Here is a 22,843-nt window from a genome sequence, read left to right as displayed (position 1 = left end):
CCCGCGCCCCCCCCCACCGCCCCCCCCCCCCCCCCCCCCCGCCCCCCCCCACCCCCCCCCCCCCCCCCCCCCCGACTCTACAAGGGCCAGATCCAAAGCAGTCGAGCAAGCTCGACTCTACAAGGCTACTTGGCAGACACCCGCCACACCACGTCGCCCACGTCGTCGGCGACCAGCAGTGCGCCTTCGGCATCCATCGCCATGCCTACCGGTGCGCCCATCAAGGTCTTCTCGTCCTTGGAGGCGAAGCCGCTGACCACGGTCTGCGGTCGCCCGGTCGGCTTACCGTCCGTGAACGGTACATAGACCACTTCGTAGCCGCTCAGCGGCGAACGATCCCAGCTGCCGTGTTCGCCGATGAAGGCGCCGCCGTGGTACTGCGCCGGCAGTGCCTGGCCGGTGTAGAACAGCAGGCCCAGCGGTGCCACGTGCGAGCCGATGGCGTAGTCCGGCGTGATGGCTTTCGCCACCAGGTCCGGCCGCTGCGGCTGCACGCGCTCGTCCACGTGCTGACCGTAGTAGCTGTAGGGCCAGCCGTAGAAGCCATCTTCCTTCACCGAGGTGAGGTAATCGGGCACCAGATCCGCACCGATTTCATCGCGCTCGTTCGCCACGGCCCACAGCGTGCCGGTACTCGGCTCCCAGTCCAGTCCGGTCGGGTTGCGGATGCCCGACGCAAAGATGCGGCTGCCACGGGTGGCCACGTCCACTTCCAGCACCACCGCGCGGCGATATTCGACGGCCAGGCCGTTCTCGGTGATGTTGCTGTTGGAGCCCACGCCCACGTACAGCTTGCTGCCGTCACGGCTGGCCAGCAGTTCCTTGGTCCAGTGGTGATTGATGGTGCTGGGCAGGTCGGTGAACTCACGGCCCTTGTCGGACATGCGGGTTTCGCCCGGCACGTAGTGGTACTGCATGATGTTGCCGGTGTTGGCCACGTACAGCGTGTCACCGATCAGTTGGATGCCGAACGGCGAATGCAGGCCTTCGATGTACACGTGCTGGGTCCACGTGGCAGTACCAGGCGCACGGCGCAGCAGGGTGACCCGGTTGCCGCCCTTGCCGGCCTTGCCCGAGCGCGCCTTCACCTTGCCGGCAATCCACTGCTTGGGCGTGGTGACCGGTTCTTCGCCGGGGCCATTGCCCTCCACCACCAGCACATCGCCGTTGGGCAGAGTCAACAATCGCCGCGGATGCTGCAGGTTGGCGGCGATGCGTTCGATCTTCAGGCCTTCGGCCACGGTGGGTGACTGGCCGTCGGCCCAACCCACGCCTTTGGGCACCTGCATCGGCGGCATCAGAAAGTTCTTCGGTGCCGGCAGAGGCGGCTTCGCACCCGACTGGTCGGTGGGGTGGTATTCGGCCTTGCCGGCACAGGCCGACAGCATCACGGCCAGCGCCAGGGCGCCCACGGTAGGCAGGATGTGCTTAGCCATGACGACCTCCCTGCAGCACCGGCGGCTGCAGTGACAGCAGGATCAGACCCAGGGCGATCAGGGCCACGGTCAGCGCCGACAGGATCGTGCCCGGCACCGCAACGGCATACGCATCGCGGCTGTGCACGAAGGCATTCCAGATCGCCAGCAGCACCGCGACCAGGTTGAGGAAGAAGTCGATGCGGTCGATGCGGGTGGCGGTGCCGTTGCGGCGCCAGACCGCGAACAGGTTGATCAGGCGCGGAATGATGGCGATCAACAAGCCGAAGGTGATCAGCCAGGCAGCGGCCTTGCCCCACATCACCTCGGCGCTGTTGAGATAGATCGCGTCGAAGATCAGCGCGCCGACGAAGAAGCCGAAGGGTATCGGGTTCAACAGGCTGAACAGCGTGGTGCCGAGGCCGCGATGGGCCTGGGCCAGAGGGTTGACCATCATCGTGCTCCGATGCGGAAGGGTGCACGCGCTGTAGTAGCACAGCCGGATGTGAGGGGGCGCGATGATGCCGGGTAGATCCACGCCATGCGTCGATACGCGTGCCAACCAAGGTGGGCACCTACCAGATGCGGGCCGCTGCAGTCGTCATTACCCCACGGCATAAGTGTTTGTGACGCAATCGGCACATCTGCAGATTGGGAGTGTGAAGAGGTAGGGGGTTGTTCGTTGTGTCGCGTTTGGCTCGTTGCGATGGGGCAGTTCCGCCCCGCCGTCCTGCCATGCCGATTCACAACAGAAGGATTCGTGTATGAAGCGACACACGCAACGCTCCGCGCCACCGCGCTCCGCGCGCCTGGCCCTTGCCACTGCCCTGGTGCTGGGCAGCCTGGCCGTCACCGCCCAGGCCCAGCAGGCCGATCCGCTGGCCGGGCGTCAGTGGCATCTGCTCAACACCGGACAGGCCGTACTGGGCGATACCCTGCCGGTGGCTGGCAACGATCTGAACGTGGATGGCCTGTTCCGCAATGGCATCCGTGGCCAGGGCGTCACCATCGCCATCGTCGATGACGGCCTGCAGATCGCACACCCGGACCTGGCCGCCAACGTTGCGGCGGTCGCCGGCAAGAACTTCGCCAACCAGAGCAACAACCCTTCACCGTCCAATCCCGACCGCGACAATCACGGCACCATGGTCGGCGGCATCGCAGGTGCAGTAGGTGCCAACAACCTGGGCGTGCGCGGCGTCGCCTCGGCGGCCACCCTGAAGGGCTTCAACTTCCTGGCGTCCAATGCCCAGGGCAATTCGAATTCCAACATCGAGTACTCGTGGTGGGACGGCGCCGAAGTGGCCGACGTGGGGGTCTTCAACAACAGCTGGGGCTCCAGCCCGGGCAACCCCAACCTGCCGCTGGCCTACAGCCAGAACGACATCGCCGCCTATGAGCAGGCCATGTCCGGCACCCGTGGCGGCCGCGGTGGCATCTACGTGAAGGCCGCCGGCAACAACCACAACAACGGCGCACGCTCGGATGGCACCGACATCTGCTCGGCAGACACCAAGAACCGCAACACGGGTTGCATTCCGGCCGGCCGCGACCCGCGTAACAACCTGTTCAACGTGATCACCGTTGCCGCCGTGCGCGCCGATGGCGTGCGCTCGTCCTACTCGTCCACCGGCTCGGCGCTGTGGGTGTCCGGCTTCGGCGGTGAGAATGGTTGGCAGCGGCAGGTCGTGCCGGGGCAGCTGGCGATCCGCTACGATCCGGCCATCCTCACCACCGATGTCACCGGCTGCGCGCAGGGAAGCAACAAGAACACGAGCCTGCGCAACACTTTGGACGGCGACCAGTCTGCCATCGACAGCACCTGCAACTACACCGGCAAGATGAACGGCACCTCGGCGGCCACGCCGATGGTGTCGGGCGTGGCGGCACTGCTGCTGGAGACCAACCCGAACCTGTCCTACCGCGATGTGAAGTACATCCTGGCCACCACCGCCACCCGCACCGATCCGAACCGGGCAGCGGTGACCCACTCCGACGGCCGCGTGCTGGTGCCGGGCTGGACGGTGAATGCCGCCGGCCGTGCCTACAGCAACTGGTACGGTTTCGGTGTGGTCAATGCGGCACGCGCGGTACAGGTCGCAGAGGACTTCCAGCCGCTGGGTGCACTGGTGGATAGTGGCTGGCGCAACACGACGCGTACCGTGGCCATCGGCAATACCTCGGCGGCCGCGGCGCGCCTGACCTTCCAGCTCGCCAACGGTGCGCGCAACATCGAGAGCGTGCAGCTCGGCTTCCGCGTCAACCACAGCAACACCCGCCAGCTGCAGTTCGTGCTGATCTCGCCCAGTGGCACCCGCAGCGTGGTGCAGCCGGCATTCACCGCGATCGGCTCTGGCCTCAATGGTGTCCAGCGCAACTTCACCAACTGGGACCTGCTGTCCAGCAATGCCTTCCTGGATGAGAACGCCACGGGCACCTGGACACTGGAAGTAACCGACCTGGGGCAGGCCGCGAACGCAGCATCGCGTGGCAACCTCGAATTCTTCAAGATCCGCGTTCTGGGGCACTGATGATGAAGACGACCATTCTGTTGAGCACCCTCGCCCTTGCGGCGATGACCACCACCGCCTGGGCACAGAGCTCGGGCCAGACACCTCCGGCGAAGACCTTGTCGACCGTAGACACGCAGCAGTTGAAGGCGGAGGCCACTGGCCGTTCGTTCAATGTGGGCGGCTCGCGCTTCCAGCTGGCGCCGTCGGCAACCGTGCAGCAGGCCAGCGGCGGTCAGTTCCGGATCACCACCGGGGCTGATGCCAGCGCGGCGGCCGTCGGCACCCGCAGCAAGCGGTCCACGGATGCGTCTACCGGTGTGGCCGCACGTGCGGATGCCGGTGCCAGCAAGTTTGCGGCCGCTGTCTCCAACGATGGCGCACCGGTCGTGGCGACCTCGCGGGTCAAGGTGTTCTTCACCGATGCGGCTTCGGCGCAGCGTGCGGCCACCGCCACCGGCGGCACCGTGGTGAAGGTATCCAAGGCCTCGGGCCGCGCGATTGTGGAGTATCCGTCGGTGAACGCGGCACTGGATGCGACCACCAAGCTGCTGTCGACCGCCGGCATCAAGGCGGCCGAGCCGGACGTGGTGCAGTGGGAAGAAAGCAAGTAAGGCGTTGAGTGGTGCCCCCGGCCGGTTGGCTCTCCTGGCCGGCCGGGGGATTGGTGTGGGGGGTGTGCCGACCAACGGTCGGCACCCACCAGATTCATTCACCGCGTGTCGACCAAGGTCGACACCTACCCGGCGGCGAGCGTGTCGCTTTGCTTGAGGTGGCAGCTGGCCAGCGGGCCGTTGCCGGCGGCCGGATGGCCAGGCTCGAGCAGCAGGCGCTGCACGTCCGAGAACAGCTTGTCCACCGGCATGCCATAGGGCGCGAACAGGCGCAGGCGGCCCTGGCGGTCGAACACGTAGCCACCGGCGATATGGCTCATGGTGTAGGTCTCCGGCACCGGGCCGGGTTCCTTTTCGTAGAACGCCTTGAAGTCGCTGGCCATCGCGGCCAGTTGTGCTTCGTTGCCGACCAGTGCGATCGCCTTGGGGTCGAACGCTTCCACATAGGTGCGGGCGACTTCGGGCGTGTCGCGTGCGGGATCGACACTGACGAACACTACCTGCAGCTGGTCGGCATCCTTGCCCATCAGGTGCTTGACCTGGCTGAGCTCGACCATGGTGGTCGGGCACACGTCCGGGCAGCTGGTGAAGCCGAAGAACAGATAGGTCACCTGCCCCTGCAGGTCCTTCGGCCCACGCACGGTGCCGTGGCTGTCGGGCATCGACCACTGCTGGCCGAGTTCTTCGCAGGCGATGTCCTTGGAATAGAAGTCCATGCGCGACTGCGCACTGCAGCCGGCCAGCAGGCCGATGGCCAGGCCTGCCAGCAGCGGCAGGCGGAAACGGGGAGAGAACAACGAACGGGCAACAGCAGCAGAGCGCTTCACGGGTACCACCAACGCAGACGCGGGCGGGGTCTCGGTCAGGCCTGCCCGTGGGGGAAAGAGGACGGAGGTGCCGGGGTGATCGCGCGGTCCATGCCGATCACCCCGGCCACGGTCAGTTGATCATCATGTGGTAGTGCATGCTCCAGATGATCCAGACCGACAGTGCGACGACGATGAACAGGATCACCAGGGTGAACACGAAGCTGGCCAGGTTCCAGCCACCTTCGGACTTACGGTCCATGTGCAGGAAATAGACCAGCTGCACCAGGATCTGCGCCACCGCGAAGCCGACCAGCAGGAACAGCGTGAGCGGCCGCGACAGCACCGGGTTCATCACCAGCGCGAACGGCACCACGGTCAGCAGCGCGCACAGCACGAAGCCGATCAGGTAGGACTTGGTGGAGCCGTGCGCATTGCCGGCGCGCGAGGTTTCGACGTGGGCCATGTCAGAAGGCTCCGATCAGGTAGACGAAGGTGAAGACGCAGATCCACACCAGGTCCAGGAAGTGCCAGAACAGGCTCAGGCACGACACGCGGGTGATGTTGGTCGGGGTCAGGCCGCGGCTGTAGACCTGGTGCATGACCACCGCCATCCAGATCAGGCCGCTGGCCACGTGCAGGCCGTGGGTGGCGACCAGCGCGAAGAACGCCGACAGGTAGGCACTGGTGCTGGGGCCCGCGCCTTCGTGGATCAGGTGCGAGAACTCGTAGATCTCCATGCCGATGAACGAAGCGCCGAGCACGAAGGTCACGCCCAGCCAGCGCAGCACCGCCGAGGTGTCGTGGCGATGCATCGCCAGCACGGCCTGGCCGTAGGTGATGCTGGAAACCAGCAGCAGGAAGGTCTCGGCCATCACGAACGGCAGCGAGAACAGGTCCTTGCCGGTGGGGCCACCAGCGTAGGCGGTGCTGAGCACCGCGTACGAGGCAAACAGCGAACCGAACAGCACCAGGTCGGACATGAGGTAGACCCACATGCCGAACACCTTCATGCCGCCCTGTTCGTGGCCATGGTCGTGTTCGTGGTGGTCCTCGTGCGCCTGCGTGTCGCTGGCCAGCTCCGGGCGGGTCAACAGGTTCATGCGCGTACCTCCTTCAGCTTGGCAAGGTTGGCTGCTTCGGTGCGCGCCACCTCTTCGGAACTGACGTAGTAGTCCACGTCCTCGTCATAGGACCGCACGATCAGGGTGACGATCATCGCGATGAAGCTGGCTGCAGCCATCCACCAGATGTGCCAGACCAGGGCGAAGCACAGCACCAGGATCCAGATGTTGAGGATCAGCGGCACGCCGGTGTTCTTCGGCATGTGGATCGGTGCGTACTTCTTCGGCGGCGGCGGCAGGCCACGCTTCTTCGCTTCGTGGAAGGCATCCAGCTCATCGGCCTTGGGCACCACGGCGAAGTTGTAGAACGGCGGCGGCGACGGCGTGGCCCATTCCAGCGTGCGTGCATTCCACGGGTCGCCGGTCAGGTCCAGGTTGCGCTTGCGGTCGCGCACGCTCACGTAGATCTGCACCAGCATCAGGATGATGCCCGCGAACACGAACAGCGCACCGATGAAGGCGGCGATCAGGTACGGCGTCCACGCCGGGTTGTCGTACTGGTTCATGCGGCGGGTCATGCCCATGAAGCCCAGCATGTACAGCGGCATGAAGGCCAGGTAGAAGCCGATCACCCAGCAGGCGAACGACCACTTGCCCAGGCGCTCGTTGAGGGTGAAGCCGAACACCTTCGGGAACCAGTAGGCGAAGCCGGCCAGGTAGCCGAACAGTGCGCCGCCGATGATGGTGTTGTGGAAGTGCGCGACCAGGAACAGGCTGTTGTGCAGCAGGAAGTCCGCGCCCGGGATGGCCAGCAGCACGCCGGTCATGCCACCGATGGTGAAGGTGACCAGGAAGGCGATGGTCCACAGCATCGGCACGCTGAACTCGACGCGGCCACCGTACATGGTGAACAGCCAGGTGAAGATCTTCACGCCGGTGGGAATGGCGATGATCATCGTCATGATGCCGAAGAAGGCATTGACGCTGGCACCGGAACCCATGGTGAAGAAGTGGTGCAGCCAGACGATGAACGACAGGATGCCGATCGCCAGCGTGGCGCCCACCATCGACTTGTAGCCGAACAGCTTCTTGCGCGCGAACGTGGCGGTCACTTCAGAGAAGATGCCGAATGCCGGCAGCACCAGGATGTACACCTCCGGGTGGCCCCAGGCCCACACCAGGTTCACGTACATCATCGGGTTGCCACCCAACGTGTTGGTGTAGAAGTTGAAGTCCAGGTAGCGGTCCAGGGTGAGCGCCCCCAGTGCCACGGTCAGGATCGGGAAGGCGGCGATGATGATCACGCTGGTGACCAGCACGGTCCAGGTGAACACCGGCATCTTCATCAGGGTCATGCCCGGCGCACGCATGCGCAGGATGGTGATGAACAGGTTGACGCCGGTCAGCAAGGTGCCGATGCCCGAAGCCTGCAATGCCCAGATGTAGTAGTCCACGCCCACGCCTGGACTGAACTCGATGCCCGACAGCGGCGGATAGGCCACCCAGCCGGTCATGGCGAATTCGCCAACGCCCAGCGAGATCATCATCAGCGCAGCGCCGACCACGAAGATCCAGAAGCTGAAGGCGTTGAGGAACGGGAACGCCATGTCGCGCGCGCCGATCTGCAGCGGCACGATGATGTTCATCAGGCCGACCACGAACGGGGTGGCCACGAAGAAGATCATGATCACGCCGTGCGCGGTGAAGATCTGGTCGTAGTGCTCAGGTGGCAGGAAGCCGTCACTGCCCGGGCCAGCCGCGGCCAGCTGCGCGCGCATCATCAGCGCATCGGCAAAGCCACGCACCAGCATGACCAGCGCTACCACCACGTACATGATGCCGATCTTCTTGTGGTCCACGGTGGTGAACCAGTCACGCCACAGCGGGCCCCACAGCTTGAAGTACGTCACCGCGCCAAGCAGCGCGAGGCCACCCAGCACCATGGCCGCCAATGTGACCACGACGATCGGCTCGTGCAGCGGCACGGCCTCCCACGTCAATTTACCCAACATGTTCGTTACTCCTGGGAAACCTGGGCACCACCGGCAGCGCCCGCCGGGGTAGCAGCAGCGGTGTTCTCACCAACGCCGATGAACTGGTCGATTACCTTCTTGAACAGCAGTGGTTCAACACTGGAGAAGTGCTGCACCGGTGCGTTCTTCGACGGCGCGGCCAGCGCCTTGAACTGCGTGAAGCTGAGGGCGTCCGGCGCGCTGCGCACCTCGGCCACCCAGCGCTCGAACTCTTCGTTGCTGCTGGCGGTGGCGATGAACTTCATGTTCGAGAAGCCATGCCCGCTGTAGTTGCCGGACATGCCACGGAACTGGCCGGGCTCGTTGGCGATCAGGTGCAGCTGCGTGCGCATGCCGGCCATCGCGTAGATCTGCCCACCCAGCTGCGGGATGAAGAAGGTGTTCATCGTCGAGTTGGAGGTGATGTTGAACGCCAGCGGGCGGTCGACCGGGAAGTTGAGCTGGTTGACCGTGGCGATGCCGAGGTCCGGATACACGAACACCCACTTCCAGTCGGTGGCGATCACGTCCACGTGCAGCGGCTCACCGGCCACGTCCAGCGGCTTGTAGGGGTCCAGCTCGTGGGTGGACTTCCACACGATCACCGCCAGCACCGCGATGATGATCAGTGGCACGCCCCAGACCACGATCTCCACTTTGGTGGAGTGCGACCAGTCAGGCATGTATTTGGCTTTGGTATTGCCGGCGCGGTAGCGCCAGGCGAACACGAAGGTCAGCACGATGGCCGGTATCACCACGATCAGCATCAGGCCGATGCAGATCAGGATCAGGTCGCGCTGGGCGAGCCCGACCATGCCCTTCGAATCCAGCAGCACCCAGTCACAGCCCGACAGGCCGACGCAGGCCAGGGCGACCAGCGCCAGGCGGATGCGGTTCCAGCAGATATTCATTGGAGGTCAACCCTGTTGAAGAAGCGCGCTTGACCGGCTCGCCTGCGCGCAGCGCCCGGGCGTGGAGCGGCTACACTGTGGGTACGAGGTCGCCTACAAAAAGGCGAGCCACTCCAATCAAGCCCATACAAGATACAGCATTGTATGGACTTGTGCATCTGCACGTATGGAAAGAACTGACCGATGACGCCACCTGCCGCCGGCCGCCGCCTGAAACACCCCAATCGCACCTGGGTTCGCCCCTTCCGCGAGGGCGCCGGCCCGCTGTACCTGCAGATTGCCCAGCAGGTGCGCGAGGCGGTGGATGACGGCGTGCTGCGCCCGGGCGACCGCCTGCCGCCGCAGCGCGACCTGGCCCAGCAGGTGGGCGTGGACCTGACCACGGTCACCCGTGCCTTCGCCGAGCTGCGCCAGGCCGGCCTGCTCGACGCCCAAGGCGCTGGCGGTACCTTCATCGCGCTGTCGGCCGGCAACCGCAGCACCTCGGTGGACCTGAGCATGAACATCCCGCCGCTGCTGGGCAGCGCGCCGTTCGCACAGGGCATGGAGGCCGGTTTCCAGCACGTGGGCCAGCAGCTGGGCCAGGGCGAACTGATGAGCTACCACGTCGGCGCCGGCACCCGCGAGGACCGCGCCGCCGCTGTGCAGTGGCTGTCACCGATGCTGGGGACGGTCGGTGCCGACCAGGTGGTGATCTGCCCCGGTGCGCAGACCGCACTGTGCGCGCTGATCCTGGCCCGCACCCAGCCGGGCGAGCTGATTGCCGCCGAGCAGCTGACCTACCCGGGCCTGCTGGCCGCCGCGCGCGTGCTGCAGCGGGGCGTGGTGCCAGTGGCGATGGACGCCGAAGGCATGCTCCCCGACGCACTGGAGGAGGCCTGCCAGCTACGCCGCCCGCGCCTGCTGTACCTGGTGCCGACCATCCAGAACCCGACCACGGCGACGATGTCGGCACAACGCAGGCAGGCCCTGCTGGCGGTCTCGAAGCGCCACGATCTGACCGTGATCGAAGACGATCCCTACTGGTTGCTGGCCGGAGACGCCGCGCCGCCGCTGGCCGCGCACCGCGATGCCGGCTGCCCGGTCTATTACATCTCCACCCTGTCCAAGTGCCTGGCCCCGGGCCTGCGCACCGCCTATCTGGTGGTGCCGGCCGGCGAGCCGATGGAACCGGTGCTGGATGCGCTGCGCGCAATTGCACTGATGCCGACCCAGTCGATGGTGGCGGTGGCCTCGCAGTGGATCCGCAGCGGCCAGGCCCAGGACATGGTGCAGCGCTTCCAGCAGGAACTGCGCGAGCGCCAGGCCATTGCCGCCCGTTACCTGCCGGCCCGTGCCCAGGCGCATCCGGCCGGCCTGCATGTGTGGCTGCCGCTGCCGCCGCGGCTCGACCAGTACCGGTTGATCCAGGCCGCACAGGAGCAGGGGCTGGGCATTGCCAGCTCCGATGCCTTCAGCGTGGAAGAACCGCCACCGGGCAACGCGATCCGCCTGTCGTTGGGCGGCGCGGTCGACCAGGGCGCGCTGGCCGGGGCGCTGGCCAAGCTGAACGAGATCCTGTCCGAGGCCCCCGAGGCACGCCACAACGCCATCGTCTGAACGGGGCGCATGGCGCTTTATCCATACAAGATGATATTTTGTATGCAATGTATGGATGAAGGGACGTGCATCGATGCGCGCCGAGAAACTGAAGTTCCACCTGGTGATGGCCGGGTGCGGCGGCTTTGTGGTGCTGATGCTGGCCGCGCTGGCCTGGGTCTGCCTGCAGCCGCAGACCGTGGATGTGCAGGCCGCCGAACGCCACGCCATCGAGCAGTGCGTGCAGCGCAGCGAGGATCCGTCGCGTAGCGAGATCCAGCGCCGCGCGCAGGCCGATTCCTGCCGCGAGATGCGCAAGCAGTACGTGCACAAGTTCGGCCGGGAAGATTCCTGATGGGCGCAGCCGCGCCGCGTCGCCGCTGGCTGCTGCCGACGATGATCGCCCTCGCCTGCCTGTTCATGGCCGGCGTGGCAGCTGCGCTGTGGCAGTACTTCGGCTACAGCGCGCAGTCCACCTTCACCGAACAGGCCATCGTCTTCGACGATTCGCAGCTGCGCCTGCCGGCCGATCTGGCCGGTGATACCGGCCGCATCCGCGTGGTGCATTTATGGGACCCGGCCTGCGGCGTGTGCAACCGCGAGACCGGTGCGCACCTGAGCTACCTGATCAGCATGTACCGCCGCGCCGGCATCGACTTCTATGCCATCCGCCGCCCGGGTACGCAGGGCGAGCTGCCCGAGCCACTGCGCAACAAGGTGATCAACCTGCCGACCATCGACGGCATCGAACACATTCCGGCCAGCCCCGCCGTAGCCATCTGGGATCGCCAGGGCCACCTCGCCTACGCAGGACCGTACAGCATCGGCATGGTCTGCAACTCGGCCAACAGCTTCGTCGAACCGCTGCTGGACAGACTGGTGCGCGGCGAGACCGTGCGCCCGAAAGGACTGCTTGCCGTGGGCTGCTACTGCCCCTGGCAGGCCAAGCGCTGAGGACGCGCAATGACATCACTGACGCTGGCCGGCGTGGCCGCCGCAAACAACAACGGCGGTCACCTGTCCGAACCGACCGATGGTTATGGACAGGCTCCCGCCGTTGGAATCAACGATACGCCCCGACATGCTCCGTACATGCCGCGACCGGATGTCGCAGCCCGCGAATGGGTGCAGGACGTACTCGCGCACAGCGGGCCGATCTACCTGCGCATCGTCAACTCGCTGGAACGCACGGTGCGCCGCGGTGGTCTCGCACCGGGACAGCGCCTGCCTTCGCAACGCGCGTTGGCGCAGCAGCTCGGTATCGACCTGACAACGGTCACCCGCGCCTTCGATGAAGCACGCAAGCGTGGCCTGATCGAAGCGCGTGGACCACAGGGCAGTTTCATCGCACCGCCCAAGGCCGGCTTCGACCAGGTGGTGGACCTGAGCATGAACGTGCCACCGGTGCCCGATGCCGATGCGCTGGCCGAGACGCTGCGCCGCGGTGCCGCCGCCGTGCTTGCGCGCAGCAACGCACCGAACCTGATGACCTATCACCTGGGCGGCGGTAACCCGACCGACCGCCACGCAGCGGCGCGCTGGCTGCAGCCGATGCTGGGAAAGGTGGACGATGCCTGCCTGCTGCTGACCGAGGGTGCACAGGTGGCGCTGGCGTCGATCCTGGTCAGCCAGGGACGCGACGACGACGCGATCCTGTGCGATGCGCTGGTCTATCCGGGCCTGCTGCAGGCGGCCGCCGCACTGGGTCGGCGCTTGCTGCCGGTGGACAGCGACGAGCACGGCATGTGCCCCGAGGCGCTGGCGCGGTTGGCACGCGAAAGCGGTGCACGGCTGGTCTATCTCAATCCCACCTGCCAGAACCCGACCGCACTGACCCTGCCGCTGCATCGGCGCGAAGCGCTGGCGCGTGTGCTGGAAAGCGAAGGCCTGCTTGCGATCGAAGACGATCCGTACTGGCATCTGGCCGAAGATGCGCCGCTACCGTTGGCAACACTGGCACCGCGTCATGTGTTCTACGTGGCGACGCTGTCGAAGGTGATCAGCCCCGGCCTGCGCACCGCCTTCGTGCGCTGCCCGAGCGCGGCGCATGCCGAGGCGATGACGGCTGCACTGCGGGCAACGCGGTTGATGGGCCATCCGCTGGTCTCGGCGCTGGCCAGCCAGCTGTTGCTGGATGGTTCGGCGCAGTCACTGCTGGCGCAGGTGCGCACCGAGGCGCGCGAACGCGTGCGACTGGCGCGATATCTGCTTGCGCCTTCGCTGCTGCAGCGGGCAGAGGGCCTGCATGCGTGGTGTCGGATACCGGCACCGTGGACCGATGCCACCCTGGTGCGTACCGCACAGCTGCAGGGGCTGGCGATCGCGCCGTCATCGGCGTTCTGCCTGCCGGGGGTATCGCACCAGAGCGGCGTGCGGCTGTCGTTGGGACTGGCGGCGGACCGCCGGCAGCTGGAAAGTGCGCTGCGGCGGATTGATCGGTTGTTGCTGTCGGATGCGTTGCCGGCGATCGAGCGGTAGGCCTGGTAGTGCCGGCCGCTGGCCGGCGGAAGATTCGCCGGCACGGTTGGAATGTGCCAACCAAGGTTGGCACCCACCAAAGCAGGGTCAGGCCAGGGCGTCCAGCGCCTGCACCAACGCATCCATCTGCTCAGGCCGGGTGAACACCGACGGTGTCACCCGCACGCACGCGCCGGACTCCAAGCCATCGCGATGAGTAGTGAACACGCGATGCTCATCCAGCAGGCGCTTCTGCAGCGCGATGTTGTCGGCCACGCTGGTACGCCCGCGCAGGCGGAAGCTGGCCAATGCACTCGCCAACGCCGGATCCGGTGAGGACAGCACTTCGATATGTGCCATCTGCCGCGCCGGTACCGTCCAGCGCTCGCGCAGGTAACGCAGGCGCGCCTGCTTGTTGGCTACGCCGATACGCTGGTGCAGGGAAATCGCTTCCGGCAGCGCCAGGTAGGCGGCGAAGTTGACCGTACCGGTATGCACGCGGCTGCCCACGCGGCCATCGTCGGTTTCACCCATGTAGGGATCCAGGTCGGCCACACGCCCCTTGCGCACGTACATCGCGCCGACGCCCACCGGCGCACCGATCCACTTGTGCAGGTTGATGCCGACGAAATCGGCCTTCAGCTGCGGCACCGCGTAGTCGATCTGGCCAAACCCATGCGCGGCATCGACGATCACATTGATACCGCGCGCTCGCGCGCGTTCGGCGATCTCCGCCACCGGCAGCACCAGCCCATGGCGATGGCTGACCTGGGTCAGCAGCACCAGCTTCAGGCGTGGCAGCCGCGCGAATGCGGCCTCGTAGGCCTGCAGGATCTGCGCGTGGTCGGGCACGGCCGGTAGCGCGATACGCTCGACCTGCACGCCGCGACGCTGCTGCAGCCAGCGCATCGCGCCGATCATGCTGTCGTAGTCGATGTCGGCATACAGCACCTGGTCGCCGGGCTGCAGACGGTTGTAGCCGCCAATCAGGGCCAGCATCGCCTCGGTGGCGCCGCGGGTCAGTGCAATCTCGTCGGCACCCACGCCCAGCAGCTCGGCCACCTGCCGCTGCACCGCCGTGTACTGCGCCGGGAACTCACGACGGCCGTACCAGGCGTTGCCACGGTTCACTTCAGCGGTGTGGCGCTGGTAGCTCGCCAGCGTCTCGCGGCCCATTGCACCCCAGTAGCCGTTCTCCAGGTGGTTCACTTCATCGGTGATGTCGAAGTGGCTGGCCACGGAGGTCCAATAGCCTTCATCGCGGGCCAGCACGTCCGGCGCCACGGTCGTTGCGGGAATCTGCATGGGCGCAGCGTAACGCGCGGCAGCCACGGCGGGCAGTGAAGACAGCGCGGCTGCGGCCGGCAGCAAGGTGCCGGCACGTAGCAGGGAGCGGCGCGTGCGGTCCATCAGAAGCTCAGCCGGTACTGCGCGTACAGGTTGGCACCGTCGGTGTCATACGGCGCGTTGCGCGAGTAGACCAGGCCGCGGCTGGCCTGGAAGACCGCCTCATCCGGATAACGGTCCAGCACGTTGTCGGCCCCCACGCGCAGGCTGTGGTGCTCGTTGATGCGATAGCCCACGGCCAGGTCGAGGAAGCTCATCGCGCCGAAGCGCTGGTAGATATCGCCCACCGCATTGCCGCTGGCGTCGGTCCAGGCACCGTAGTAGCGCATGCGGGCCATCAGCGACCAGGCGCCGACATCCCAGCTGCCGGTCAGGCTGCCCTTGTGCTCGGGCAGGCGGTCTTCAAACAGCACGCGCTGGGTTTCGTTGGTGGCCACCGAGGTGCTGCCGTTGTCCACCCGCGTACGGTTGTAGTTGTAGGCCAAGGTCAGGGTCATGCGGCCGGCGCCGAGGTCGTGCAGATAGTTGCCGACCACGTCCACGCCCGTGGTGGTGGTATCGAAGTCGTTGGTGAAGTAGTTCACCGAGGTATAGCCCAGCGGATTGGGAGTACCAGCCGGAATGGCGAAGCTGGCCGACTGGCTGAAGCGGTCGGTGAGCTTGATCTGGTAGACGTCGACCGAACCGGACAGGCCCAGGTCGGTGCGCCAGGTCAGGCCCAGCGACGCGGTACGCGATTCCTCCGGCTTCAGCGGCCTGGCACCGAGCAGCTGCGCCAGCGGGTCGTTCGGCGACAAGCGGCCACTGGTGAAGATCTGCAGCGTGCGCGTATCCAGGCCCTGGGTGGTGCTGGTGGTATTGAGCTGCGCCGGTGTCGGTGCGCGGAAGCCGGTGGACACCGTGCCGCGCAGGGCCACGTCCGGGGTGATCGCGAAGCGTGCCGACAGTTTGCCGTCCAGCGTGCTGCCAAAGCTGGAGAAGTCCTCGTAGCGGCTGGCCGCACCGATGCTCCAGCGCTCGCCCAGCGGCACTTCCATATCCACGTAGGCGGCTTTGCTGCGCTGGCTCCACTGCCCGGCCTGGCTGGCCGAGAAGCCCGGCGCACCGTTGGAGTTGGCTTCCAGGCCAGCGGCAGCGCCCGGGCCCACTGCGTACGAGGCCGGATCACCGGCACGCACCTGGTAGGTCTCCTGGCGGAACTCGCCACCGAAGGCGACGTTGATCGGCTTGGACAGCGCAGCCACATCCCACTCGTAGTTGAAGTCGGCGTTGGCGTTCTTCTCGGTCTGGGTCAGGCGGCCGAGATCGAATGCGGTCGGGCTGGCCGGGCCGAGCGAGGCGTTGATGGAGTTCTTCAGGCTGTAGTCGATGGCGTTGCGGCCATACGAGGCGCTGACATCCCAGCGCAGCTTCGGCGTGATCTCGCCACGCAGGCCACCGACCACCTGCAGGTCGTTCTGGACGTTGCCGTACTGCGGGCTGAAGCCCACCGGATAGATCGAACGCAGGTTCCAGCCGGGGAAGATCGCCGTGGTGCGGTAGGCACCGGTGGTGGTGTCCGGATTGCGCCAGTTGAAATCGCTGACGCCATCGCTGTGGCTGTACAGGCCGAACGCATACAACTCCAGCGTATCGCTGGCATTGGCCTTCACGTTGAAGCCGACACGGCGGCTTTCCAGTTCCGGCTGGCCCCAGCGCTGTACCGGGTTGGGCACGTCCAGATCCGGATGCGCGGCCTGGAAGGCGATGGCATCGGGGCGCTGGCGGGTGCGGGAGGTGGCGTCGGAGTTGGACGATTCGGCGAACAGCACCAGGCTGCCATAGTCACCCAGCGACCAGCCGGTGCGTGCGCTGAAATCGCGCGACGCGCCATCGCCCTGCGCATACTGCGAATAACCAGCGGTGATCTCGGTACCCGGGCCATCCTCGAGAATGATGTTGATGACGCCGGCGATGGCATCCGAGCCGTACTGCGCCGACGCGCCATCGCGCAGCACTTCGATGCGCTTGATCGCACTGGTCGGAATCTGTGCCAGATCGGCCGCCTGCGCGCCCCGGTTGCCGAGCAGCGCGCTGCGGTGGAAGCGACGACCGTTGACCAGCACCAACGTCTGATCCGGCGACAGGCCACGCAGCGTGGCCGGGCGCACGAACACCTGACCGTCCGCCATCGGCAGGCGCTGCACCACGAACGACGGCACCAGCTGCGCCAGCACGTCCTTCAGGTCGGTGGATTCAACGGACTTGATATCTTCCTTGGTGAACACGTCCACCGGCGCCAACGTTTCGAACTGGGTGCGGTTGGAGGCGCGGGTGCCGGTGACCAGCATCGCATCGAGCTGGGTGGGCGCCGCACGGCTGCCCGCCTGGGCATCGACCGCATCGGCCTCCGCTGCGATCGCGCCTCCTGCGCTGGCCATGGAAAGGGCGAGGAGGATGGAACGCGAAAGCTTCGAACGATGCACGGCAGGGCTCCGGGAGGACGCGACAGGGCCAGCACCTGCAGGGATATCGCAGGCCTGGACAAGGCGCGCAGTCTCGGCGCGATCTGTGAAGGAGCCATGACGTCAGTGCGACAGCTTGATGCCGCTTGAGCGCAAGAACTGCTAAACGCGCTGCCTGCCGATCCGCTACTGTGCCCGGCATCGGAATCGGGGAACGGCTGGATGAGCGCGGCAGGCAAGGCGTTGTGGTACATCGAAACCCATGCGGACCGGCCATTGGCACTGGCCGATATTGCCGCCGCAGCGGGGCTTTCGCCGTTCCATCTGTCGCGCCTGTTCCAGGCCCGCACCGGCACCTCGGTGGTGCGTTATCTGCGGGGACGGCGCCTGACCGCTGCCGCGCAGCGGCTGGCCAACGGGGCGGGCGACATCCTGCAGGTGGCACTGGGCGCGGGCTACACCACCCATGCCGCGTTCACCCGCGCCTTCAGCGAACAGTTCGGGCAGACCCCGGAGCGGGTACGCGAACAAGGCACCGATGGGCTGGCGCTGGTGCAGGCGATCCGCGTGGACGATGCGCCGACTGCCTGCGGTGAAGCGCCGCGCCTGCTCGATACCCCTGCCTTCCAGGTCGCGGGTATCGGCATGCGGCATACCCGCGACAGCGGCGGTGCGATACCCGGACAGTGGGCGCAGCTCAACCGGGAATGGCCGACGCCGGCACCGATCAGCTTCGGCGTGTGCTGCAACAGTGATGACGATGGCGGCTTCGACTACATCGCCGCACTGCCGGCCAGCGCGGTGCCGAGCGTCCCTGCGCACTGGCAACGCGTGGACATTCCGCCGCGCCGCTACCTGGTGGCCTGGCACGGCGGGCACATCTCGACCATCCGCTCGACCTGGTTCTGGCTGCTGGATCACTACCTGCCCGGCTCCGGTCTCAGCCTGGCCGATGCCCCCGATCTGGAACGCTACGACATGCGTTTCGATGAGCACAGCGGCAACGGCGGCGTGGAAATCTGGCTACCAGTGGAGTGATCTTCGAGCGCGGCACCCACCGTAACGAATCGTTGCGCCCGCGGTGACACCCACGCAATCCCGCCAGGTCTACACTCGGTGCATGCGCTCCACGGAGGATCGATCATGCGCCTGCTTCACCTCACCCTCCCGGTGTCCGACGTCACCACCATCGCTGCATATTTCCACGACGTGCTGCAGCAGCGCGTGGTCGGCAATCATGTGCACATCGGATGGAGCACGATCGAACTACAGCCGGCGGGTGATCATCCGGTCGGTGGCGTGCACCTGGCCTTCAACGTACCGGACAACCGCTTCAGCGAGGCGATGACCTGGTTGCGTGAGCGCACGCCGCTGCAACGCAATCCGGCGGGACTGGACTACTTCGCGCTGGAGAGCAGCTGGCAGTCGCAGTCGGTGTACTTCACTGGCCCTGACGGCCTGATCCTGGAACTGATCGGCCGCCGCCGTTTGCCGGCCAGCGCGCGCGAAGGTGCGTTCCACGGCAGCGAACTGACCTGCCTGAGCGAAGTCGGCCTGCCCAGCCACGATGTCGACGCTGTGCGCGAACAGTCCAGCCTGCGGTTCGGCCTGCAACCGATCAGCCCGCCGTCGCCGCAGTTCGCGCCGATGGGCGACGACGAGGGCCTGCTGATCGTGGTTGCGGCGGATCGTCGCTGGTTCCCCGAGCAGAAGGACCTGCCGAACGCGCGCGGCTTGCAGCTGCAGGTCGGCGACGTGGCCGGCCCGGGTGTTGTGGAGGACGCCGCGCTCGGCTGGAGGGTACAGGCGACCTGAACTACCAGCTGCCGGACGCGCCGCCGCCGCCGCTGCGGCCGCCGCCTCCAGACCAGCTGCTGGAGCTGCTCGACGACGAACTCGACGAGGACGACGAACGGGACGACGTGCGTTCGCGGGATGATGAAGCCCGGCCACGTGCGCGCTCGCCCGGCAGCATGGTGAACAACCATACGAAGTACAGCAGTACGCCGCACACCCCGGACACGATCATCGCCAGCAATCGTGGATCGTCACCTTCGGCTCGATGGATGGCCAGCAACGCGCCCACACCGTAGCCCAGGGTGAGCAGCACCAGCACCGTCATGCGCACGATGAAGCTGCTGCGGTTCTTCTTCCAGCGTGTGCGGCAGGCCTGCACCAGCAGGAACACCATCAGGGCAACAACGCCCGCAGCGACCTGCAGCAACAGGTGCCGGGCCAGGCTCGGTGGCAGCTGGCCACGCAGCAGCGCCTGCACAAGGAAGAGCACGCTGAGCATCAGCATCCCGCACAGCACGATGCGCACACCTCGACTGCGGCGCCAGCACCAGCCCAGCAGGGTCGCCACCGGCACACCCAGCGCCAGCACGAAGTACAGGCCCGGCAGCACATGGCGTGGCAGCAGCAGCGCCACGGAGAGCATGCCCGCACCCACAACAGCGGTCACCAGCATCGGGCGCCCCCAGGCCGGCAAGGTCGGCCAGGTTGGTTTTGGTGCCGATGCATTGGCGGCCAGTGCCTTGCGCCGCCGCTCCCGACGGCTGCCGCTGAAATCGTCCTCGGTCTTCGCCGGCGGGAGGGGCGGCGGCGAGCGCCACAGCCCGGCCAGGAAACCGGCCAGCAGGGTCAACGCCACCACCGAGTCTGCGCGTCGCCAGTCCGCAGACAGCACATTGCTGGCCGACGGTTCTTCCCATGCCGGCAGGTCCTCGCCATCGATCAGCGCCACCATGATCGTCGTGCCATCGAGCACGCCCTGGTCGACATCGCCCTCACGGAAGCGCGGCACGATCGCGTTGTCGATGATGCGAGCGGCGTACGCGTCCGGTAGCGCTCCTTCCAGGCCATAGCCGGTCTGGATGCGCACGCGGCGGTCCTGCACCGCCACCAGCAACAGCACACCGTCGTCGACACCGGCGCGCCCCAGCTGCCACTGATCGAACACCCGCTGTGCATAGGCCTCGATGCCTTCGCTGCCCACACTGGGTACCACCAGCACCTGCAGCTGTGCACCTTTCCGCGCCTGCAGCTGCAGCGCCTGCCTGCGCAATGTGGCGCGGGTGTCGGCGGACAACGCGTTGGCGGCATCCACCACCGGATCGTCCAGCGCAGGTATCGGGGTGACCGCCGTCGCCGCCATCGGCAGCAGGCACAGCAGCAACAGCAACAGCAGCCACACGGTGGCGGCCGCCTGCTGCAAGGGGCGCGCCGTGTTCACGTACCCTGCCCTGCCTCGATCTGCGCATGCAGCGCCTGCAGCTGCGCCGCCGTCTGGTTGAACACCTGCAGATCGGCATCCACCAGGGCCGCCCAGTCAGGCGCGTGCCCCAGCAGTTGCGCCACCTGCTCGTTCGGCGCGCGGTCGAAGCCCTCGCCAAGCACGGCAAGATAGCGCTCACGGAACCCTTCGGAGTCGCGCTGGTCCTGCACATACAACTGCACGGCCAGCAGCCCCGCATACAGGTAGTTCACCAGATAGTTCGGGTCTTCATACATCAGGCGCTTGCCGATCCAGGTGTTGCGCAGCTGCGGGTAGCGCTCCGGTTGCTGGCCGAAGCGCGCCAGCACCTGCCCGGTCAGCGCATCCAGATCATCGGCGGTGCCCAAGGTGCCTGCGGCCACACCCCGATAGATCGACTGCTCCAGCTGCGCTTCCTCGGAAGAGGTGAACAGCTGCAGCACCATGTCGTCCAGCAGCGATTTCAGGTAATAGGCTTTGGCGCGCGGATCCTCTGCCTGCTGGTACAGCTGGTCGCGGAAGCGCAGCTCGTTGTAGATCGCGAACGCCTCGGCCAGCCACTGGCTGCCATTGCGCTGCAGCGGCGACGCATGACCGCGCTGCATCCACTCGCCGTGCACGGCATGACCGGCTTCATGGGCGATCTCGACGTCGCTTTCCAGATCACCACGGCGCAGGCCAACGAACAGCATTGCCGGCACGCCGGGAGCGCTCACCGGGAACGCGTCCTGGCTGCGGTCCCCACGTTCGGTGGCCAGATCCATGCGCTGGTTGGCCGGATCGAGCAGCGCGCGCAGTTCGGCGACGTACGCCGGCCCCAGGTGCTGCATGGCATCGGCGGCATTGTCACGCAGCTGCGTCAATGTCAGCACTGGTGGCGTATAGCCGGCATCGGGCACGGTGGTATCCCAGATCTGCGGCGCGTCGATGCCGGATCGCGCAGCGTGGCGCAGCAGCATGTCCTGGTAGGCACGGCGGTCCCCAGCGTGCCGTTCGATCGCCACCAGCGTTGCATCCACTGCGGCAGTATCCAGGCCCATGCGCTGGTAGCCATATGCCGGCGCCGAGCCGTCACCCTGCAGGCGTGCGGCGGCGTCATTCACCTGCACCAGCCCCAGCAGCACCGAGGCCATCGGCTCACGGCGCGAGTGCAGCCCCTGCCAGTAGCCCTTCCAGCCGGCCTCGCGCAGGGCGCGGTCGGGCTGCTGGGCCAGCAGCTGCTTGTCGCGTCCGGTGTCCCAGTGACGACCGCCGTGCTCGATCTGCGGGTACTCGGCGCTGCGCAGGATCTGCCCGCGCAGGCGCGCGAAGCTGTCCAGCGCCGGATCGGCCAGTGCCTCCACGGCCTCATCAAGCGCGGCGTTGGCCGGGGTGGCAGCCTCCTTCAGCGCCCGAGTGCGCAGGAAGCCATACGGTGCTGCCCACGCCGCATCTGCGGGCGCCTCGCGCAGTGCGGCGCGACCACTGCGAGCGATGCGGCTGCACAGCCCCGCTGCCTGCTCCATCGCCTGTGCCGGTCGAAGATCGCGCGCGTTGCGGGCGGACTGCAGATGCAGGTAGCCGAGATGACGCAGGCACAGCGCCTCCAGTGCCTCGGCCTGCTGGAAGCGTTCCGCCGGTGCGAGGGTGGACGCCTGCTGCAGGGCCTCGACGCGCTTGCCCAACGCGTCGCGCGCGGTCTGTTCGGACGCGGCGCTGGCGAAGTAGGTGCGGTCATCGGCATGCACCGACTGTGCCTGCGCGCCGCTGAAGGGGGCTATCGCCAATACGGCGGCAATGGCGGCGGTGGTGGTGCGCTTCCTGAAAGCCTGCATCGGCGTCTCCCTGCCTGGACCAGGGATCGAGCCTAGCAGCCGCTGGCCCGCCGCGCCTGTGCCGGATCAGCCATCAGATCGACTCATCCTCACGCTTGACCAACGTCCAGCACGGCGCCTGCGCAAAGGTATAGGTCTGCTGGTCGCTGCTGTCCGGCGTACGGATCTGCACCTGCCGCTGTCCATCGGCCAGGAGGCTGACCTGCATTTCGCGGCCCTGCCCGGCCAGTGCGGCGGGATCAGGCATCACCGGCCACTCGACATCGGCCCGCGCCAGCCGGCTTTCCACCTTGCGCGGTTCCGGCTCGGCCTCGGCATCGATGTAGCTGTCCAGCAGCGGATCGGCAGTGGCCTTTTCCTGCAGCGCGATCTCGTTGCCGAAATGCTTCAGGAACGTATCGAATTCCGGGTAGGGGCATTCACCGCGTGCAGCCACAGCTGTGGGCTCGGCGGGGGTGGTCGCCGGCGCCGCTGCGGCAGGTGAGGCTTCGGTCGCGGTATGCGGTGCCTGCGGCGCTGGCGTGCAGGCAACCAGCACCACGGCGCAGGCGAGCATCAGCACTGCGGCAGAACGGTATCGACACATGGGCTCATCCTGAATCCGGTCCGGTCGCT

The 22,843-nt window shown here is 66.7% G+C and carries 20 protein-coding genes; 8 read left to right on the top strand and 12 right to left on the bottom strand.

The window, feature by feature from the left end; all coding sequences use genetic code 11:
* Positions 1–125 precede the first annotated feature (125 nt).
* On the bottom strand, positions 126–1,436 hold the full coding sequence (locus V3B64_RS16415; RefSeq protein ID WP_329914494.1) for a sorbosone dehydrogenase family protein: 1,311 nt from the start codon (positions 1,434–1,436) through the stop codon (positions 126–128).
* The gene (locus V3B64_RS16410) at positions 1,429–1,869 is read right to left on the bottom strand and encodes a DUF2231 domain-containing protein (protein WP_121504203.1); all 441 of its coding nucleotides are present in this window, start codon (positions 1,867–1,869) and stop codon (positions 1,429–1,431) included. Before V3B64_RS16410 ends, V3B64_RS16415 begins: the two co-directional genes overlap by 8 nt.
* 310 nt (positions 1,870–2,179) lie before the next feature.
* Between V3B64_RS16410 and V3B64_RS16405 the strand changes: the two genes are divergently transcribed.
* Positions 2,180–3,946 (top strand): S8 family serine peptidase, encoded by a 1,767-nt coding sequence (locus tag V3B64_RS16405; RefSeq protein WP_049400824.1) that lies wholly within the window; start codon positions 2,180–2,182, stop codon positions 3,944–3,946.
* Positions 3,946–4,539 carry a hypothetical protein gene (locus tag V3B64_RS16400; protein WP_032127103.1) on the top strand — a complete coding sequence of 198 codons (594 nt, stop codon included), beginning with the start codon at positions 3,946–3,948 and terminating at the stop codon, positions 4,537–4,539. The genes V3B64_RS16405 and V3B64_RS16400 overlap by 1 nt, the downstream gene beginning before the upstream one ends.
* A gap of 125 nt (positions 4,540–4,664) precedes the next feature.
* Here V3B64_RS16400 and V3B64_RS16395 read toward each other — a convergent pair whose 3' ends face one another.
* The 5 genes from V3B64_RS16395 to cyoA all read right to left on the bottom strand — a co-directional run bounded on the left by V3B64_RS16395 (position 4,665) and on the right by cyoA (position 9,332).
* Positions 4,665–5,336, bottom strand: a complete 672-nt coding sequence (locus V3B64_RS16395) for an SCO family protein (RefSeq protein WP_329914510.1) — start codon at positions 5,334–5,336, stop codon at positions 4,665–4,667.
* A gap of 142 nt (positions 5,337–5,478) precedes the next feature.
* On the bottom strand, positions 5,479–5,811 hold the full coding sequence (gene cyoD, locus V3B64_RS16390; protein ID WP_006399830.1) for a cytochrome o ubiquinol oxidase subunit IV: 333 nt from the start codon (positions 5,809–5,811) through the stop codon (positions 5,479–5,481).
* A 1-nt stretch (position 5,812) separates the two neighbouring features.
* Positions 5,813–6,448 carry a cytochrome o ubiquinol oxidase subunit III gene (cyoC, locus tag V3B64_RS16385; RefSeq protein WP_012512371.1) on the bottom strand — a complete coding sequence of 212 codons (636 nt, stop codon included), beginning with the start codon at positions 6,446–6,448 and terminating at the stop codon, positions 5,813–5,815.
* Positions 6,445–8,421, bottom strand: coding sequence for a cytochrome o ubiquinol oxidase subunit I (cyoB, locus tag V3B64_RS16380; protein ID WP_006474876.1), 1,977 nt, complete (start codon positions 8,419–8,421; stop codon positions 6,445–6,447). The genes cyoC and cyoB overlap by 4 nt, the downstream gene beginning before the upstream one ends.
* Positions 8,422–8,426: 5 nt before the next feature.
* The gene (gene cyoA, locus V3B64_RS16375) at positions 8,427–9,332 is read right to left on the bottom strand and encodes a ubiquinol oxidase subunit II (RefSeq protein WP_049421129.1); all 906 of its coding nucleotides are present in this window, start codon (positions 9,330–9,332) and stop codon (positions 8,427–8,429) included.
* 183 nt (positions 9,333–9,515) lie between these two features.
* On the opposite strand from cyoA, the gene V3B64_RS16370 reads away from it, so the two are divergent.
* From V3B64_RS16370 to V3B64_RS16355, 4 genes are read left to right on the top strand one after another with little or no spacing between them, the layout of a single operon-like run.
* A complete protein-coding gene (locus tag V3B64_RS16370) occupies positions 9,516–10,931 on the top strand; it encodes a PLP-dependent aminotransferase family protein (RefSeq protein ID WP_121504200.1) in 1,416 nt (471 codons plus the stop codon).
* Positions 10,932–10,986: 55 nt separating this feature from the next.
* Positions 10,987–11,265 carry a hypothetical protein gene (locus tag V3B64_RS16365; RefSeq protein ID WP_005414763.1) on the top strand — a complete coding sequence of 93 codons (279 nt, stop codon included), beginning with the start codon at positions 10,987–10,989 and terminating at the stop codon, positions 11,263–11,265.
* Positions 11,265–11,864: a DUF6436 domain-containing protein gene (locus V3B64_RS16360; protein WP_329914493.1), complete on the top strand. Its 600-nt coding sequence runs from the start codon at positions 11,265–11,267 to the stop codon at positions 11,862–11,864. The genes V3B64_RS16365 and V3B64_RS16360 overlap by 1 nt, the downstream gene beginning before the upstream one ends.
* Positions 11,865–11,873: 9 nt before the next feature.
* Positions 11,874–13,388 carry a PLP-dependent aminotransferase family protein gene (locus V3B64_RS16355; protein WP_329914492.1) on the top strand — a complete coding sequence of 505 codons (1,515 nt, stop codon included), beginning with the start codon at positions 11,874–11,876 and terminating at the stop codon, positions 13,386–13,388.
* An 87-nt stretch (positions 13,389–13,475) separates the two neighbouring features.
* Here the strand turns inward: V3B64_RS16355 and V3B64_RS16350 are convergent, their stop codons facing one another.
* Positions 13,476–14,777, bottom strand: a complete 1,302-nt coding sequence (locus tag V3B64_RS16350) for an aminotransferase class V-fold PLP-dependent enzyme (protein WP_329914491.1) — start codon at positions 14,775–14,777, stop codon at positions 13,476–13,478.
* Positions 14,777–17,179: a TonB-dependent receptor gene (locus V3B64_RS16345; RefSeq protein WP_329914490.1), complete on the bottom strand. Its 2,403-nt coding sequence runs from the start codon at positions 17,177–17,179 to the stop codon at positions 14,777–14,779. The genes V3B64_RS16350 and V3B64_RS16345 overlap by 1 nt, the downstream gene beginning before the upstream one ends.
* Positions 17,180–17,380: 201 nt before the next feature.
* Between V3B64_RS16345 and V3B64_RS16340 the strand changes: the two genes are divergently transcribed.
* Positions 17,381–18,196 (top strand): AraC family transcriptional regulator, encoded by an 816-nt coding sequence (locus V3B64_RS16340; protein ID WP_032127095.1) that lies wholly within the window; start codon positions 17,381–17,383, stop codon positions 18,194–18,196.
* Positions 18,197–18,301: 105 nt separating this feature from the next.
* Positions 18,302–18,973 (top strand): VOC family protein, encoded by a 672-nt coding sequence (locus V3B64_RS16335; protein ID WP_121504196.1) that lies wholly within the window; start codon positions 18,302–18,304, stop codon positions 18,971–18,973.
* A 1-nt stretch (position 18,974) separates the two neighbouring features.
* Here the strand turns inward: V3B64_RS16335 and V3B64_RS16330 are convergent, their stop codons facing one another.
* From V3B64_RS16330 to V3B64_RS16320, 3 genes are all read right to left on the bottom strand, one after another.
* Positions 18,975–20,315, bottom strand: a complete 1,341-nt coding sequence (locus V3B64_RS16330; protein WP_329914509.1) for a TPM domain-containing protein — start codon at positions 20,313–20,315, stop codon at positions 18,975–18,977.
* Positions 20,316–20,389: 74 nt separating this feature from the next.
* On the bottom strand, positions 20,390–22,228 hold the full coding sequence (locus V3B64_RS16325) for a M3 family metallopeptidase (protein ID WP_329914489.1): 1,839 nt from the start codon (positions 22,226–22,228) through the stop codon (positions 20,390–20,392).
* Positions 22,229–22,301: 73 nt separating this feature from the next.
* Complete coding sequence (locus V3B64_RS16320; RefSeq protein ID WP_329914488.1) at positions 22,302–22,814, bottom strand: hypothetical protein; 513 nt, start codon at positions 22,812–22,814, stop codon at positions 22,302–22,304.
* Between the last annotated feature and the right edge of the window lie 29 nt (positions 22,815–22,843).

Origin of the sequence: Stenotrophomonas sp. SMYL86, from assembly GCF_036320025.1 — a bacterium.
Lineage (GTDB): Bacteria > Pseudomonadota > Gammaproteobacteria > Xanthomonadales > Xanthomonadaceae > Stenotrophomonas > Stenotrophomonas maltophilia_A.
The sequence above is the reverse complement of the archived record's forward strand: the minus strand, read 5'-3'. Positions and strand labels throughout refer to the sequence as shown.